Source organism: Flavobacterium flavipallidum, from assembly GCF_038289905.1.
Classification (GTDB): Bacteria; Bacteroidota; Bacteroidia; order Flavobacteriales; family Flavobacteriaceae; genus Flavobacterium; species Flavobacterium flavipallidum.
Genome location: NZ_JBBYHU010000039.1, coordinates 1 through 17,116 on the forward strand (window position 1 = coordinate 1; position 17,116 = coordinate 17,116).

The 17,116-nt window shown below is 33.7% G+C and carries 18 protein-coding genes; 5 read left to right on the forward strand and 13 right to left on the reverse strand.

Annotation, left to right across the window (positions count from 1 at the left end; genetic code table 11):
* Window positions 1–114: 114 nt before the first annotated feature.
* Window positions 115–624, forward strand: a complete 510-nt coding sequence (locus AAEO59_RS14615) for a GDSL-type esterase/lipase family protein (protein ID WP_341701492.1) — start codon at window positions 115–117, stop codon at window positions 622–624.
* Between the two features lie 53 nt (window positions 625–677).
* Here AAEO59_RS14615 and AAEO59_RS14620 read toward each other — a convergent pair whose 3' ends face one another.
* The 7 genes from AAEO59_RS14620 to AAEO59_RS14650 all read right to left on the reverse strand — a co-directional run bounded on the left by AAEO59_RS14620 (window position 678) and on the right by AAEO59_RS14650 (window position 5,839).
* A complete protein-coding gene (locus AAEO59_RS14620; protein ID WP_341701493.1) occupies window positions 678–995 on the reverse strand; it encodes a 2Fe-2S iron-sulfur cluster-binding family protein in 318 nt (105 codons plus the stop codon).
* A gap of 62 nt (window positions 996–1,057) precedes the next feature.
* The gene (locus tag AAEO59_RS14625; RefSeq protein ID WP_341701494.1) at window positions 1,058–1,297 is read right to left on the reverse strand and encodes a NifU family protein; all 240 of its coding nucleotides are present in this window, start codon (window positions 1,295–1,297) and stop codon (window positions 1,058–1,060) included.
* 13 nt (window positions 1,298–1,310) lie between these two features.
* Entirely contained in the window at window positions 1,311–2,438 is a 1,128-nt protein-coding gene (locus AAEO59_RS14630) for an Mrp/NBP35 family ATP-binding protein (RefSeq protein ID WP_341701495.1), read from the reverse strand.
* A gap of 172 nt (window positions 2,439–2,610) precedes the next feature.
* Window positions 2,611–2,961: an MGMT family protein gene (locus tag AAEO59_RS14635; protein WP_407934938.1), complete on the reverse strand. Its 351-nt coding sequence runs from the start codon at window positions 2,959–2,961 to the stop codon at window positions 2,611–2,613.
* A gap of 57 nt (window positions 2,962–3,018) precedes the next feature.
* Window positions 3,019–3,651 (reverse strand): LysE family transporter, encoded by a 633-nt coding sequence (locus AAEO59_RS14640; protein ID WP_341701496.1) that lies wholly within the window; start codon window positions 3,649–3,651, stop codon window positions 3,019–3,021.
* Between the two features lie 40 nt (window positions 3,652–3,691).
* Window positions 3,692–4,369 (reverse strand): tRNA (guanosine(46)-N7)-methyltransferase TrmB, encoded by a 678-nt coding sequence (trmB, locus tag AAEO59_RS14645; RefSeq protein WP_341701497.1) that lies wholly within the window; start codon window positions 4,367–4,369, stop codon window positions 3,692–3,694.
* A 105-nt stretch (window positions 4,370–4,474) separates the two neighbouring features.
* Window positions 4,475–5,839 carry an ammonium transporter gene (locus tag AAEO59_RS14650; protein ID WP_341701498.1) on the reverse strand — a complete coding sequence of 455 codons (1,365 nt, stop codon included), beginning with the start codon at window positions 5,837–5,839 and terminating at the stop codon, window positions 4,475–4,477.
* Window positions 5,840–6,154: 315 nt separating this feature from the next.
* Here AAEO59_RS14650 and AAEO59_RS14655 point away from each other — a divergent pair, with 315 nt between their 5' ends.
* Window positions 6,155–7,735: a L,D-transpeptidase family protein gene (locus AAEO59_RS14655; RefSeq protein WP_341701499.1), complete on the forward strand. Its 1,581-nt coding sequence runs from the start codon at window positions 6,155–6,157 to the stop codon at window positions 7,733–7,735.
* 73 nt (window positions 7,736–7,808) lie between these two features.
* Here AAEO59_RS14655 and AAEO59_RS14660 read toward each other — a convergent pair whose 3' ends face one another.
* The 4 genes from AAEO59_RS14660 to AAEO59_RS14675 form a co-directional block, all read right to left on the reverse strand.
* Entirely contained in the window at window positions 7,809–8,123 is a 315-nt protein-coding gene (locus AAEO59_RS14660) for an HPF/RaiA family ribosome-associated protein (RefSeq protein ID WP_341701500.1), read from the reverse strand.
* Between the two features lie 82 nt (window positions 8,124–8,205).
* Window positions 8,206–10,320, reverse strand: a complete 2,115-nt coding sequence (locus AAEO59_RS14665) for a prolyl oligopeptidase family serine peptidase (RefSeq protein ID WP_341701501.1) — start codon at window positions 10,318–10,320, stop codon at window positions 8,206–8,208.
* 118 nt (window positions 10,321–10,438) lie between these two features.
* Window positions 10,439–12,688 (reverse strand): TonB-dependent receptor, encoded by a 2,250-nt coding sequence (locus AAEO59_RS14670; RefSeq protein ID WP_341701502.1) that lies wholly within the window; start codon window positions 12,686–12,688, stop codon window positions 10,439–10,441.
* Window positions 12,689–12,918: 230 nt separating this feature from the next.
* Entirely contained in the window at window positions 12,919–13,269 is a 351-nt protein-coding gene (locus AAEO59_RS14675) for a hypothetical protein (RefSeq protein WP_341701503.1), read from the reverse strand.
* A 159-nt stretch (window positions 13,270–13,428) separates the two neighbouring features.
* Here AAEO59_RS14675 and AAEO59_RS14680 point away from each other — a divergent pair, with 159 nt between their 5' ends.
* From AAEO59_RS14680 to AAEO59_RS14690, 3 genes are all read left to right on the forward strand, one after another.
* Entirely contained in the window at window positions 13,429–14,424 is a 996-nt protein-coding gene (locus tag AAEO59_RS14680) for a hypothetical protein (RefSeq protein ID WP_341701504.1), read from the forward strand.
* Between the two features lie 299 nt (window positions 14,425–14,723).
* The gene (locus AAEO59_RS14685) at window positions 14,724–15,299 is read left to right on the forward strand and encodes a zeta toxin family protein (protein WP_341701505.1); all 576 of its coding nucleotides are present in this window, start codon (window positions 14,724–14,726) and stop codon (window positions 15,297–15,299) included.
* Window positions 15,296–15,442, forward strand: coding sequence for a hypothetical protein (locus tag AAEO59_RS14690; RefSeq protein ID WP_341701506.1), 147 nt, complete (start codon window positions 15,296–15,298; stop codon window positions 15,440–15,442). The genes AAEO59_RS14685 and AAEO59_RS14690 overlap by 4 nt, the downstream gene beginning before the upstream one ends.
* Window positions 15,443–15,515: 73 nt before the next feature.
* On the opposite strand, the gene AAEO59_RS14695 is transcribed toward AAEO59_RS14690, so the two are convergent.
* Together AAEO59_RS14695 and mscL are read right to left on the reverse strand one after the other, a co-directional pair.
* Complete coding sequence (locus AAEO59_RS14695; RefSeq protein WP_341701507.1) at window positions 15,516–16,511, reverse strand: aspartate-semialdehyde dehydrogenase; 996 nt, start codon at window positions 16,509–16,511, stop codon at window positions 15,516–15,518.
* A 176-nt stretch (window positions 16,512–16,687) separates the two neighbouring features.
* On the reverse strand, window positions 16,688–17,107 hold the full coding sequence (mscL, locus tag AAEO59_RS14700) for a large-conductance mechanosensitive channel protein MscL (RefSeq protein ID WP_341701508.1): 420 nt from the start codon (window positions 17,105–17,107) through the stop codon (window positions 16,688–16,690).
* Between the last annotated feature and the right edge of the window lie 9 nt (window positions 17,108–17,116).

The following is a 17,116-nucleotide window of genomic DNA, read 5'->3' on the forward strand; positions in this document are numbered from 1 at the left end:
TTTTTTAGCCGAAACTATATCTTGAAAAATCTCAAAAAGCAAAAATGACCGATAATGGATATCTAAAATCGGTCATTTTCTTTAATTTTTATTCAAAAGATAGATTACTTCTGAATGTGCCTTCAAAATAATTATTCATTAGACATTATCGCTCGGACAGGTTGGACAACAAACAATTTAATTACTGCAATTGAAAGTAATACCCCAACAGCCAAATACGATCTAATTACACTCTCAATTGGAGTAAACAACCAGTATCAAAATATCGCTTTCAGCATTTATGAAAAGGAATTCCCTCAATTAGTTAGCAAAGCAATTTCTCTGGCTAAGGGAGATAAAAACAACCTTATTGTAGTTTCCATACCTGATTACGCCTACACTTATTTTGGCCAAAGTTTTGGCAATCCTGAAACTATTACTACGGAAATCAAACGCTATAATACATTTGCACAATCGTATTGTGAAGCTAATAATATAACATTCGTAAACATCACGGATATCACACAAGAAGGATTAAACAACAGCATATTAGTCGCTACTGACGGATTACACCCATCTAAAGAAGCCTATGCTCTATTTGTAAAAAGGCTTCTTCCAAAAGCAGTAGCCATATTACAAAACTAAAAAAGGCTTGTTTTCTTAATTAAAAACAAGCCTTTTAAACTTATATAACTCTATTAACTCTCAGGAGCTAATTCTAATTCTAAACCTTCTAAATCAACCGTAATTGGAATTTGACACCCTAAACGGCTATTTGATTTTACATAAAAAGCCTCAGAAAGCATTGCTTCTTCGTCTTCTCCCATTTCCGGTAATGCTACATCATTTAACACATAACATTGACAAGAAGCACACATAGCCATTCCTCCGCAGGTACCTTCTACAGGTAACTCATAAGCTTTGCAAAGCTCCATGATATTCATAGCCATATCAGTAGGAGCCTGTAATTCATGAATAACTCCTTCTCTATCTTTAATTTTTATTAAAACATCCATTTTTTCTATTTGGAATTGATTGATCTTTTTTATTTACAGCAAATAATCTTTAGACAAAAGTCTTACAAGACATTTACAACAGTTTCTATTTGTGGAGCAAACTTTTTGATGGTAGTCTCAACACCAGCTTTAAGTGTCATTTGATTCACACTACAACTAGTACAAGCTCCTTCAAGACGCACTTTTACATGCTTATCGTCTTCAATAGCAATAAGACTTATGTTTCCTCCATCTGACTCTAAAAAAGGTCTGATTTCAGCAAGTGCTTTCTGAACTTCAATTGTTAATTCTTCTGTTGTCATTTTTTCTCTTAAATTATTTTTTTACTGCTGAACAACCAGCCATAGTAGTAATTTTGATAGCTTCAGTAGCAGGCAATGTTTCATTTCTACTTACTGTTTCTTCCACTACTTTACGAGTAATATTTTCAAAAACGGTTTCTATTACTGAACCGGTTTGTAAGGCTGCCGGACGACCATAATCTCCTGCTTCACGAATTGATTGCACAATTGGCACTTCTCCTAAAAATGGAACTGCTAAATCTTCAGCTAAATTTTTAGCTCCTTCCTGACCAAAAATATAGTATTTATTATTTGGTAATTCTTCAGGTGTGAAATAGGCCATATTTTCAATAATTCCTAAAACAGGAACATTAATCGCTTCTGACATAAACATCGAAACTCCTTTTTTAGCATCGGCTAAAGCTACAGCCTGAGGAGTACTAACTACCACAGCACCCGTAACTGGCAAAGATTGCATAATAGAAAGGTGAATATCTCCTGTTCCTGGAGGCAAGTCTAACAATAAGAAATCTAATTCTCCCCAATCGGCATCAAAAATCATTTGATTTAACGCTTTTGCAGCCATAGGTCCTCTCCAGATTACAGCCTGACTTGGTGAAGTAAAGAATCCTATAGAAAGCATTTTTACTTCATAACTTTCAATAGGTTTCATTTTTGATTTTCCATCAACAGTAACCGAAATAGGTTTTTCATTTTCTACATCAAACATAATTGGCATAGACGGCCCGTAGATATCAGCATCTAAAACACCTACACTGAAACCCATTTTAGCTAAAGTAACAGCCAAATTAGCAGTTACGGTAGATTTACCTACTCCTCCCTTTCCGGAAGCTACCGCAATAATATTTTTAATACCAGGAATTGCTTTACCTTTAATTTCAGGTTTTTCAGGAGCTTCAACTTTAATGTTGACTTTAACTTTAGCTTCTGCTGAAACTTTTTCTAAGATTGTTTTTTTGATATCGTCTTCTGCACGTTTTTTAATGTGCATTGCCGGTGTATGTAAAACTAAATCAACTACTACTTCATCCCCAAAAGTGATTACATTACTAACAGCACCACTTTCCACCATGTTTTTTCCTTCTCCTGCAATAGTAATTGTTTCTAAAGCTTTAAGAATTTCTTTTCTATCTAATTTCATTACTAAGTTTACTAATATTCAATTGCTATTTTCAGTTCAAAACAAAGATTTATTTAAACTGATTTCAGATTGCAAAGATAATAGATTAAGTTCTTAATTTAAAGCATTTAAAATTGTATTTATTAATAGCGTAATCAGTTCTAACGATAAAGTCTTTCATTGTGATTTTTAACTACTTAAATTCAGGATTCTCCACTTGCGGATCCCAAAAATGTTTTTCAAAATCCACAATTTGATTATCAACCACTTCAAGCCCTTCACTCTCTAATAATTGCTGCATCAAATTAGTTCCATCAAAGTGAAATTTGCCTGTAAGCATGCCTTTTCGATTTACTACTCTGTGTGCTGGAATATCTTGCATAGCATGTGATGCATTCATTGCCCAACCTACCATTCTAGCTGAACGAGATACGCCTAGATATTTAGCAATAGCTCCATAAGAAGTTACTTTTCCATATGGAATTTGCTTAGCTACTGCATAGACTTTTTCAAAAAAGTTAGCGTTATTCAAATTTTCCGGCATATCCGTTTTTAGTTTAAAGCATTTGTGCAATATAAAAAAGAAATACCCTAAAATTTATCAAAAATAATACTGCACTATATTAATCAAGGCAATCAAAGAAACAAGACCTGTAATTGAACCTATTATTATATTCATATTTTGAAGAAGATAATCTGCTTTTTTTTCAATTTTCTGAAAAAACACAATATAGAAGTAAAACACAAGAAAAGAGCCTATGACTGCTCCGCTTACAAAAATCAAAATAGAAATCAGATCAAATGTAAACAACGCATAAGACGAAAGTGAAATACTAACAAAAACATAGTAAGGAATAGGAAAAAAATTTAATGCTGACAATAACATTCCCAAGAAGAAACGTTTCTTTTTACTTTGCTTTTTTATTTTGGGCTTCTTAATTTTTGGTTTTTTGGCTATCCATAAAAAGTACACTGTTAAAACACCAAAAACAACAAAGCCAACTTCACGCAACAATAACACAATATCTGGCCTACTATTGATAATTTGTGCAAATAAAACCGCTAGGTAAACTTGAAGAAAAATAACAACAACAGCACCTGAAACAAACCAAAAAGCATCACGCTTTCCATCTTTCATGCTTACTTTGGCTGCTGTCATATTCAACAAACCCGGAGGAGTAATTCCTATAAAGGCAGAAATAAAACCAGATAATAAGGAAATAATTAAATTCATAAGCCGTTATAGAAATCTTCTGAGTTGTTATAGCAAAAAATTAATCTTTAATTCTAAAGCGGATATAAGTAATTGCTTTATTAATTTCTAAATATTGTTTTTCATAGAAGGTCTGAAAAGCAGTCACTTCCTCCGGACTTCCTTCATTTACATAAACATTATGATTGGCATACAAAACTTCGTGACCTTCACCATGCAACAAGCCTAATGTATAACCATGCATAAATTCGCTATCAGTCTTAAGATTGACTACTCCGTCTTTTTTAAGGATTTTTTTATACAACTGTAAAAACTGCGAATTGGTCATTCTATGTTTGGTACGCTTGTACTTAATCTGAGGATCCGGGAAAGTAATCCATATTTCATCCACCTCATTTTCAGCAAAAATATGATTGATTAATTCAATTTGAGTACGAACGAAAGCAACGTTATGCAAACCAGTTTCCACTGCTGTTTTTGCACCTCTCCAAAAACGGGCTCCTTTAATATCAATACCAATAAAATTTTTATTTGGATATCTTTCAGCCAGTCCAACAGAGTATTCTCCTTTTCCACAACCTAATTCTAAAACGATAGGGTTGTCATTTTTAAAAAAATCGGCATTCCATTTTCCTCTTAAAGGAAACGAATTACTAACTACTTCTTCTCTTGTAGGTTGAAAAACATTATTGAATGTTTCGTTCTCCTTGAATCTTTTTAATTTATTTTTACTTCCCACTCTTTTTTAAATATTTGCGCAAAATTAATCAAATAAATAAGACCTCGGGCAAGCTTTTACAAAATAAAAACTTGCCCGAGCCTATAAACTTAACTTAGAAACAACTTATTCAGCACATTCGATAGGAAACAAGGTTTCGTCGTGTTGCGATAAATCCAATCCCATTTTTTCTGCTTCTTCAGAAACACGCATTGGGATAATCTTATCAGTTATTTTAAACAATAAATAAGCTCCAAAGAAAGTATAAATGGAAACTAACAACAATGCTGTCATATGATGTCCAAAAACACCCCATCCACCGTGTAATAAACTAGCGTCTTCTCCGTGTGCAAAAATAGCAGTCAAAATCATCCCCATAATCCCACCTACACCGTGACAGGCAAACACATCAAGTGTATCATCAATTCCTTTTAAATATTTAGAATACACAATTACATTTGAAACTAAGGCTGCTACAAATCCAAAAAACATACTTTCCGGAACCGACACATATCCAGCGGCTGGTGTAATTGAAACTAAACCTACTACGGCACCAATACAGGCTCCTAGAGCAGACACTTTTCTACCGTTGATTCGGTCAAAAAATATCCAAGTTAACATAGCCGCAGCCGACGCTGTTGTTGTCGTTCCAAAAGCCATTGCTGCTACTCCATTAGCTTCCATTGAAGAACCCGCATTAAAACCAATCCATCCAAACCATAACATCCCTGTTCCTAACAACACAAATGGAATATTAGTTGGCACATGACTACTATTTTTTCTTTTTCCTAAAACTAAAACACCTGCCAAAGCTGCAAATCCAGCACTCATGTGCACTACTGTTCCTCCGGCAAAATCTTTAACTCCAAAGAATGAACCTAAAATTCCCGTTGGGTACCAAACGGCATGACACAAAGGCGAATAGATAAAAATGCTAAACAAACAAATGAAAAGTAAATACGAAATAAAACGCACACGCTCTGCAAATGAACCCGTAATAATTGCAGGAGCGATAATGGCAAATTTCATTTGGAACAAAGCAAAAAGCATAAAAGGCACTGTACTTGCAATTAATTTATGCGGCAAAACACCCACATAATCAAAAAAGGTAAAAGTTGTTGGGTCTCCTACAAAACTATAAAAACCATCTCCAATATGAATCCCCATAGGTTCTCCAAAAGCCAAACTAAATCCAACCACTACCCATATCAATGTTACAACTCCCATACAAATAAAACTTTGTAACATTGTAGAAATAACATTTTTCTTGCCTACCATACCTCCGTAAAAGAAAGCTAAACCTGGAGTCATAATTAAAACCAAACAGCAAGAAGTAAGCATCCATGCTACATCTGCAGGAATAATTTGCTCAATAGTCCCAAATTGAGAATGAACTGCTTTAGGTTCCAGAGGCACTTCCCAAAAAAGTCCCGAAATACAAACAATACTAATTACTATAAAAGAAATAATCCAGCGTTTTTCAATTTTCATGTTTTCTTAGTTTAACCCATTAAATTTCGGGGGCAAATTTAAAAATAATTTACATTTTAAACCTCCAGCCGTACAAAATAAGCAACTTCATAACAAAACCCCCTATTTTAGCTATCCCGAAATAATTTTGTTATAAAAAAACTTAAATTTTGAAGAATATAACAATTTTAAAGACCAAAATCTTTGCTACTCAATTATAAAACCCAAACAAAAAAAGCATTAAAACATAAAACAATTAAAAAAAGTTGTAATTTTTCGTAGCTAAAAGCAGCTTACTTTGTTTATCCTATTCAGATTAAACTAAAACAGCTTATCATGAAAAACGCAATCTTCTCCACCTCGATACTATTTCTATTGATGATTTCTCTATTTTTTTCATGCAAAAAAAAAGAAGAAAATCAGTTAGCAAAAAACGAAACTATAACAGCGCAACATCATTCCGATTTTGACAGTATTGCAGTAAACCATTTTTTTGAGAACTATCCTTTATTAAAAGAATACCAAGGCGATGTCAAAAAACTATATCAAAAACACGATTACGAATATGTTTGGTTTGACAAAAATGGCATTAACGAATTTGCCAATCTATTATATGACAAAATCAACAATCTGGACGAAGAAGGTCTTCAAATAAAAGTGCCTTACAAAGAAAAACTGGAAGAAATACGCAGCAACTTAGAAAAAAACCAAAAAACCGATTTAGAAACCGAACTACTCAACTCAGCCTGGTACATGTTCTATGCAAAAAACGTATATCATGGTTTGGACTCTGAAAAATCAGCTAAAACCGAATGGTACATTCCCCGAAAAAAAATGCCATACGTTAGTTATCTGGATTCACTTTTGACTAATCCATCACTCATTAACAAAGAAGAAAAAAATCTTTTTGGCCAATACTTTTTACTTAAAAAAGCACTTCAAAAATACCGGGAAATTGAAAAAAAAGGAGGTTGGAACAGCATCTCGATGGACACAGCCGTTACGGCTTTTAAAATGGGAGACAGTTCGGCCACTATCGCTCAAATTAGAACACGATTATACACTACTGGTGACATAAAATCAAATTCGCAAAGCCCAATTTATGATAAAGAATTATCTAAAGCTGTTTTAAACTACAAATCAAGAAGAGGAATGCTTTCGAGCAGCATCATTTCTAAATCATTAATACAGGATTTAAACATCCCCGTTAGTGAGTGGATAAAAACAATTATCGTTAACATGGAACGCTGCCGATGGGTTTCAAGCGACATCCCTAAATCCAAAGAATTAATCGCCATTAACATTCCATCTTTTCAACTTTCTTATTTCAAAAACCAAGAAGTCGTTTTACGTTCAAAAGTAGTGGTAGGTAAAACCATGAATAAAACGGTCATTTTTAGTGCACCTATGAAATATATTGTTTTTAGTCCGTACTGGAATGTCCCCAACAGTATTTTAAAAAATGAAATCTTGCCGGGTATCGCTCAAAATAAAAACTATTTAGCCGAGCATGATATGGAATGGAACGATAACAAAGTAAGGCAAAGACCCGGCCCTAAAAACTCATTAGGATTAATCAAATTTCTATTTCCTAACTCCAATGATATTTATTTACACGATACACCTTCTAAAAGTCTATTTGAAAGAGAAACCAGAGCCTTTAGCCATGGCTGTATTCGTGTGGCAAAACCTAAAGAATTGGCAATAGAAATTTTAAAAGACGATCCAAAATGGACTCCTGAAAAAATTGAAGAAGCCATGAACAGCGGTAAAGAAAGTTGGTACACACTAAAAAATAAAATCCCTGTTTACATAGGTTATTTCACGGCCTGGGTAGATAATGATGGTACTATTCATTTCTACAACGATATTTACAAAAGAGATGAATTACTTGCTAATTTATTATTCAATTCATAAAGATGAATTGATTACAAATAAAAAAAAACAGTTACCGATAAAGTAACTGTTTTTTTTATGAAGCCTATTTATTTTAATGCTCCTTTTGCTTTTCAAAAGTTGTAGTCAATGCTTTTTTCACTTTTTCTAATGCTCCTCTAAAAGCCTTTTCATTAGTTTCATCATGTTCTGTAACTGCCAGAGGCGCTAATTTAGCAGGACGTACCTCGATCAAACAACGTTTATCTTTCACTCCGTCTTTAGCACTATTTTCATGTCCAAAATGCACTTCAATACGCGTAATTCTCTCTTCAAAACGCGCTAATGCAGTTTCTATTTCATTTGCAAAATAAGCTTCTGCTCTTTGATGTCCTTCAATATGTTTATCGGTATTAAATTGTATTTTCATAACTAGATTGATTAATAATTATTTCTCTAATTTAATAAACCGAAAATCAAAAAACGAATGAATTAGTAAAAATTTGTGAATCTTATTTTCCTATTTTTAAAATTCCCATATTATACAAAGTAAAAGCCTGAATATCCACATTTTCCTGAATTGTTGCCGCTACTGATTTTCCGGCTCCGTGTCCTGCTTTCACGTCGATTCTAATCAAAGTTGGATTTTCCCCAGATTGTTTCGCCTGTAATTCGGCAGCAAATTTAAAACTATGTGCTGGTACAACTCTATCATCATGATCTCCTGTTGTCACCATTGTTGCTGGATAATGCACTCCGTTTTTTACATTATGCAAAGGCGAATAGCCTTTTAAATACTCGAACATTTCTTTATTGTCCTGAGCGGTTCCATAATCGTAAGCCCAACCGGCTCCGGCTGTAAACGCATTGTAACGCAACATATCTAAAACCCCTACGGCTGGCAAAGCAACTTTGGCCAAATCAGGTCTTTGTGTCATTACTGCTCCAACCAACAAACCACCATTCGAACCACCACGAATAGCTAGAAAATTTGAACTCGTATATTTTTCAGCAATCAAATACTCTCCGGCTGCAATGAAATCATCAAAAACATTTTGTTTTTGCATTTTCGTTCCGGCATCATGCCATTGCTTACCGTATTCACCACCACCTCTTAAATTAGGCACTGCATATACCCCTCCGTTTTCCATCCAAACCGCATTGGAAAGACTGAAACCAGGTGTCAAATTCACATTAAAACCACCATAACCGTATAAAATAGTTGGGTTTTTGCCGTTTAATTTTAAGCCTTTTTTATAGGTAATAATCATTGGGATTTTAGTGCCGTCTTTTGAAGTATAAAAAACTTGTTTAGACTCATAATCTTCTGAATTGAATTGACATTTGGATTTTTGATACACTTTGGTCTCTCCTGATTTTGAATCTAAAGCATAAATTGTACCCGGTACAATATAATTTGTAAATGTAAAATAAGCCAGCTTATCCATTTTTTTACCATTAAAACCATCGGCAGTTCCTAAACCAGGCAATTGAATTTCACGAATCAATTGCCCTGAATAATCATATTGTTTCACTAATGAAACCGCATCTTTCATATAATGAGCAAAAATATACCCACTACAGGTTGATGGTTCTAAAACCTGAGCGGTTTCAGGAATTAAATCTTTCCAGTTTTCAGATTTTGGTACGTTTATATCAATAACTACAATTCGCTTATTAGGTGCCTTGTTATCTGTTACAACAAATAATTGAGAACCCTCATTTTCCAAAACGGTATAATCATTTTTAAAATCAGAAACAATTGTTTGAATTGGGCTATTAGAATCCGCCAAATCTTTTACATACAACTCATTTCCATAAGTAGAATTGGCCGCGGTGATAATCAAATAACGATCGTCTTCGGTTACTTTTCCACCCACATACCTTCTTTTTTGGCTTTCGCCAAAGATTACTTTGTCTGCTTTTTGGGCAGTTCCTAATTGGTGGAAATACAATTTATGTTGGTCCGTTTTAGCCGATAACTCACTCCCTTCCGGTTTTTCATAACTGGAATAATAAAAACCTTCATTTCCTTTCCAAGACAAAGCACTGAATTTCACATTCACCAAAGTATCTTCTAAAACTGCTCCCGTCAGCACATCTTTCACAATTACCTTTCTCCAGTCACTTCCACCCTCAGAAATGGAAAAGGCCACTTTTGAACCATCTTTAGAAAAAGAAACTTCCCCTAATGAAGTCGTTCCGTCTTTAGAAAAAGTATTAGGATCCAGGAAAACGGTTTCTTTGCCTGCTTTATTTTTTTGGAACAAAACCGATTGATTTTGCAAACCATTGTTTTTGTAACAATACGTAAAATCACCTTCGGTAAATGGCGCTCCTTGTTTTTCGTAATTCCAAAGTTTTTCTAATCGTTCTTTAAGCTGATTTCGAAACGGAATTTGTTCCAAATAAGCATTGGTAACATTGTTTTGTGCCTTTACCCAGGCTTCGGTCTCCGCCGACCGATCATCTTCCAGCCAACGATAAGGATCATTTACTTTAGTTCCAAAATATTCATCGACAGTGCCATCTTTTCGGGTTTGCGGATAATGAATAGATTTTGATTTTTGGGCAAATGATGTCATTACTGAAGAGATAATTGTGGTTATAATAATTACATTTCTCATAGTTTCTTACTACTGATTAAAACAAAAATAAGAATAAAAATACCGCAGATTCTAAGATTATTTTTTAAATCTGGAAGTCTGCGGTAAACATTTTCTATATCCTTTGCGGTTAAAAAAATTACAAATTAAAATTCAATCCCAGAACGATGTTTCTTCCAATGTTAGAAATTCCATCGGTTTTTAATCTGGATAAATGACTAATATATTGTTTATCAAAAAGATTATTAGCATTCAAATTCACATCAAACACTAATTTTCCCAAATCAACCGTTCCGCCTAAACCAACATTTACCAAAGTATAGTCATCAGAACTAGTTTCGAAACCACTCACATTATTTTGATTAAAAGTAGAACTCACATTCAAACTTGCAAAACCTTCTTTCAGCCATTTTTTGATATTAAATTCGGTTCTAAGAGTATTATTCCAATTGTTCGCCGGAATTAATGGCAAGTAATCGCCATTGTCTTTTTTTCCGGTAACGGTTTCAAAACTAGTTTCAAAATGCAACCAGTCTAATGGATGCGGATGGATGTGCAAACCAACTTCTCCACCATACAATTTTGCATTATCCTGCACATAATCAAAAACAACATTGTCTTCCACAAATTCATCTGTTGGAGCAGCATAGATATAATTATTAATATGGTTGTAAAATCCGTTTACAAAAAACTCAAAATGGGCATTTTTATATTCCAAATTCAAATCGGTTTGCAAGTTTTGTTCGTTTTTCAAATTAGCATTCCCAATTTCATATCGATTTGTTCCATGATGTACACCATTTGAAGTCAATTCAGCTAAATTAGGAGCTCTAAACCCCGAAGCTACATTGGCTCGTAAAACAAGAGTTTGTAAAAGATTGGTTTTGTAGCCCAAAGAAGCATTGACACTATTAAACGAACGATTCAATGCTTCAAAATCACCGCCGTGATGTTCATGATCGTGGTCCTCATGCTCTTCTTCTTCCTCATGTTCCTCAGCTTCATGAGCCAACGATTTTAAATTTCGATTATCAAAACGCAATCCGGCTTGCAGCACATTCGACTTCCATTCGTAATTAGCCGTTCCAAAAACACCAAAATCATTGGTCGTCGCATCCGGAATTAAATATTCTTCTCCCGAATTTTTATTCGTTTGATGCATTCCCTGAATCCCAACAATCGTTTCTATTTTTCCCAATTTTGGCAAATGATACTTCGCATTATAATTTAATGTGTTCAGCATCATATCAAGTGATGGATCATTACTTTCTTCAAATTCCTTTCGATTATTGGAAATATATCCTAAATCTACATCCAACTTAGAGTTTCCTAAATAAATCACATTGTTCAAACTCAACAAATGATTCGAAACACCCTGACGCGGAAATTCCGGGCTTTTACTATAAGTTTGCTCAGCAATGCCTTCTTCTGGAATTCCCAAATCCAATTTGTTGTAATTGTAGCGCAACACCGTAGAAAAAGCAGTATTACTGTAACCAATTCCGGTTTTAAAATCCTTTTCGTTGTATCGGGTATTTGTCACTCGATCACCATTACCCATTTTATAATCCGAATGCGTATTATAACTTCCTCTGGCTAAAAATTTCCAGTTATCCGTCGATGTTTTTAAACCAACCGAAGCATTACTGCCCAAGGTATTACTGAAATATTTTTGATTAAAATTGGCTTTAAAAGTATTCGCATCGGCAAATTTCTCCGGATTAAAATACAGCACACCACCCATAGCATCTGAACCGTACAATAACGAAGCAGGACCCTTAATCACCTCAACACTTTCTACTCCGGCATCATTTAAACCTAAACCGTGTTCTTCACCAAATTGTTGGTTTTCTAATCGAACACCTTGTGAATAGACTAAAACACGATTGCCACTTAAACCGCGAATCACGGGTTTTCCGATGGAAGTTCCTGTCGAAATTTGAGAAACTCCCGGAATTGTTGCCAGTCCTTCAATCAAAGTAGAAGTTCCTTTTTGCTGTAAAGCCTTAATACTTTCGTGTTCTACTTTCATTACATTTTGCGATTGCATCTTGTTAAAAGGAGTCGACACAATTACCTCATCGATTTCAAGGATACTCTCTTCCATTTGAATATTCAAAATGGTATTTTTAGACAGTTTCTCTACCAATTGATTGATGGTTTTATAACCCACATAAGTAAAAGCAATTCTAAAATTTCCGTTAGGCAGGTTTTTAAAACTGTAATCCCCTTGCGCATCGGTAGTGGTTCCTTTGTGCAACTCAGGCATGTAAACCGAAACTCCCGGAAGTGCTTTGTTTTGAACATCAGTAAGCTTTCCTGAGAGTGAATTTTGGGCTTGTACCAAAGCCGATATCCCTAAAAACAGGGCTATTATATATTTTTTCATTGAAAATGATTGTATTGTTTGTTTTCTCATAGTCAAAATGAGAAAATATGGAATTAGACTAAACTCACTTAACAAAAGGGTTAGTGAACTAAAAACTACTTTACCATTTACAATTTCGATTTATCCGAATGAACATTTTTTTTTAAAACCATTAAGGAATTAAGTTGATTAAGCTTCATTCTCTTAATCTCTTAATGGTAAAAAAACGATAAATTTAAAAGTAAACAGTATTAAACAATACTTGCAGGAGGCCCGCGGTGCGCAAATAAACTGCCCGGGAAAGAAATGATATTTTGTTGTTCCTTATCAAAAAAAGGAATTAACTTAAAATCAGCGTAGAAATGATAGCTGCTTATTTTAGTTTGCAAAAAGCTGCTAAACGCAAAATGACAAACCGAACATTGTTCGTAAACCTTGTGTTGATGCGTTAGTTCGTGTTTATTATGCGAAAGGTCGTGCTGACAAAACTTATGCGTAAGCTGTTTTTCCAGATGCTCATAACTATGAAAAGACTGGAACAGTATCGAGAACAATACCGCTACCGCCAGAGTAAAACTAAATATCAGCTGTTTTCTTTTCATAGAGTGCAAAGGTAGTTAGCAGGATTTAGAAATCCAAGGTAGGCTGATTATGATTCTGTTAAATTGATTTTTATATTTTTTGTAGGAATATTTTAGTATATTTGAGAATAAATAAAATCCAACTAAAATTGAGTGTATATAACATTCATTAAATATTTTATGAACTATTCTACTCACATTCATCAAGCTAAAATTCATTTTCCTGAATTAAGACTACACTTACTTGATGAGTCAGAATTCAAAATATTTAAAAACGAAGATTTTGCCTTGAAATGTATTAATAAGTGTGTTGAGTTATGCAACAACGCATCTGAAAAACTGAAAATCAATCTGTACTTCGCAGTTAATTATAATTATGCTTTTAATGCAAAAGCGACTGTAAGAAAACAACATTCATTAATTACATTCAACATAGGACTAATTGAAAAGTTAGAGAATATTATATATGAGTCTATTGAGCTATTTCTTTATGAAAATATTTCAAGTTTAATTATTCAAGAAAGTGATAAAGAAAGATTAAAAAAAATTTCAACTACATGTTGTATTTACTATCTCTTCTATCATGAACTTGCACACGTGATTCAATCAAGTGGAGCTAAAGAAAGTAACACATTTGATCTTCAAGAACAATATTCAAATGAAAAACCATTTGATATTAGAAAGCATATATACGAATTTGATGCTGACCTTTTTGGTTCATCAATGAGTACGTACAAATTACTAGAAAAAATAAAAAACATCAATAATCAATTCGAGATATTTGATTTGTTTAATTTTTTAACTGCACTGCTATTCACAACAGGAAATATAATAATCATTTTTTCTGGAAACTTATTTCAGAAAATCTACTACAGAGAAAACAGTCATCCTCATCCAATAATTCGGATAATAAAAATTAACGAACAGATTTTGTCATTTGCATCGAAAAACTTAGCAATACAGAGAGAATTTTTCGACGCAATTCTCCAAAGATCTGCAACAATGATAAGTCAACTTGAATATTCAGAAAAAATAAGAATAAATTACACTGAACTATATAAAAATAACAAGGATGAAATTATTAAATACATTGACGAAATTGAAGTTAAAAATGAAAACCACAGTGAATTGATAAGATTCAAAACACAAGAAATTTTTAATATTTTAAATTATTAAAAAACACCCAATCCGATAGCTCAGATTTTAAACTTGATCGCTCGGATATACACAAACGTTAGGCAGAATTGCATTCTGTGCCCAGCATAATGAGATTGCTTCGTTATCACTCGCAATGAATTTAGCCTTGTTGCCGCACGAATTCATTCTTTCGGCATTTTAACAAAAAAGAACGCTTTCAATGTGTTTTATTAAAAGAAAAGATCAACTCACTTACTCCAAAAACTTCCCTCTTAACTAAAAACTATCCCTAGCAAAGCCCCCTAAAATACTGACTCAAATTAGTTATATTTGTTTTTATGGAAGAAAGAAATTTATATATTATCGCAGGATGCAACGGAGCAGGAAAAACCACAGCTTCATTTACAATTCTACCTGAAATTTTAGATTGTAAAGAGTTTGTAAATGCTGATGAAATTGCTAAAGGACTTTCTCCTTTCCAGCCCGAAAAAGTATCGTTTGAAGCTGGAAGAATAATGCTCCATAGAATTAACGAATTACTCCAGCAAAATGAAAACTTTGCTTTTGAAACTACACTCTCGACAAGAAGTTACAAAAACAAAGTTCTTGAGGCTAAAAGTAAAAACTATAATGTAACTTTGCTTTTTTTCTGGCTTAAAAACACAGAATTAGCTAAAGAAAGAGTAAAAACAAGGGTTTTAGAAGGCGGACATAACATTCCTACAGATGTTATTGAAAGAAGATACATCAAAGGAATTAAAAACTTATTCGAAATTTATATCCCTATTACAGATCAAGTTCTTATCTTTGATAATTCAGAAGGTAAGCATAAATTAATAGCTGAAAAATCAAGCAATGATGAATTAAACATCCTTGATAAACAAAAATTTAACGAATTAAAAAATTACTTATGACACCTGAAGCCAAAATAGAACGCAGAAATAAAATTTTAAAAGGGCTTGAGAAAGCTTATGAAAAAATGCTCGATTTCAAAAAAGAACGCAAAAGCGAACTTGTAATTATTCAGAATAATAAAATTGTTAAAATTAAAATGTAATTCTAATTTTAACAAAAACCCATAAAAAAAGCTTCTCAATCGAGAAGCTTTTCTATTTATAATGATTTAGTAATTACACTAAGTTGTTAGCTACTAAATATTCAGCAATTTGAATTGTGTTAGTTGCAGCACCTTTTCTAAGGTTATCGGCAACGATCCACATGTTCAACGTATTTGCTTGAGATTCGTCTCTTCTTAAACGACCTACGAAAACTTCGTTTTTACCTTGAGCGAATAATGGCATTGGGTATTCAAACTCTTGTAAGTTGTCCTGAACTACTACTCCGTCAGTGTTTTCTAAAATGCTTCTTACTTCATTGATGTCAAAATCATTAGAAAATTCCACGTTAACCGCTTCAGAGTGACCTCCTACGATAGGCACACGAACCGCAGTAGCCGTAACTTTAACAGAATCATCACTTAAGATTTTCTTAGTTTCTTTAACCAATTTCATCTCTTCTTTAGTGTATCCGTTATCTTCAAAAACATCACATTGAGGAATCGCATTACGGTGAATTTGGTATTTATAAGCCATTTCTCCGTCAATTCCGGCATACTCGTTTTCTAATTGTTTCACCGCTTTCACACCCGTTCCGGTGATCGATTGGTAAGTAGAAACAATTACACGTTTGATGTTGTATTTTTTATGCAAAGGTGCCAAAGCCAAAACCATTTGAATAGTCGAACAGTTTGGGTTAGCAATGATTTTGTCCTCTTTTGTTAATTGGTCAGCATTTATTTCAGGAACAATTAATTTTTTAGTAGGATCCATTCTCCAAGCCGAAGAGTTATCCACAACAGTTGTACCTACTTCAGCAAATTTTGGAGCCCACTCTAATGAAGTTCCTCCACCAGCTGAGAATAACGCAATTTCAGGTTTCATCTCCACAGCAGTAGCTAATCCTACCACTTTGTATGTTTTTCCTTGAAATTCCATTTCTTTACCTACTGAACGCTCAGAAGCTACAAGAATCAATTCGTCATCCGCTTTTACAAAGTTTCTCTCAGCCAATACCTGTAACATTACTTCTCCAACCATTCCGGTTGCACCTACAACTGCTATTTTCATATCTATATTTTTGTCTTTAGTTTTATTTTAAAATCAAATTTTGAATTGCAAAAGTAATTAATATTCAAAGCAAAACAAGACGGTTCACAAAAAGTAACAAAAAGTTATAAATATAACAAAACAGAAAAACCATGCGCCGCAGCGCATGGTTTAGTTGAACATATAGTGAAGCGGTATTACTTTTTTAACAAGTCTCTAATTTGAGTTAATAACTCTTCTTGAGTTGGTCCAGCTGGTGCAGCAGGTGCAGGAGTTTCTTCTTTCTTTTTCATTTTCTCGGCAGCTCTTAAAACAACAAAAATGAAGAATGAAATAATCACAAAGTTAATAACAGCCTGAACAAAGTTACCATAAGTTATTACCGAAGCTCCGGCAGCTTTAGCAGCGGCCAAATCAGCATAACTATTTCCGTCTAAAGAAATAAACTTGGTAGTAAAATCGATTCCACCTGTCAATAAACCTACGATTGGCATGATAACATCTTCAACTGCAGAACCCACAATTTTACCAAAAGCACCACCAATAACAACAGCAGTGGCTAAACTCAATACGTCGCCTTTCATTAAAGAGGCTTTAAAATCACTGAAAAATCCCATATTTTTTAG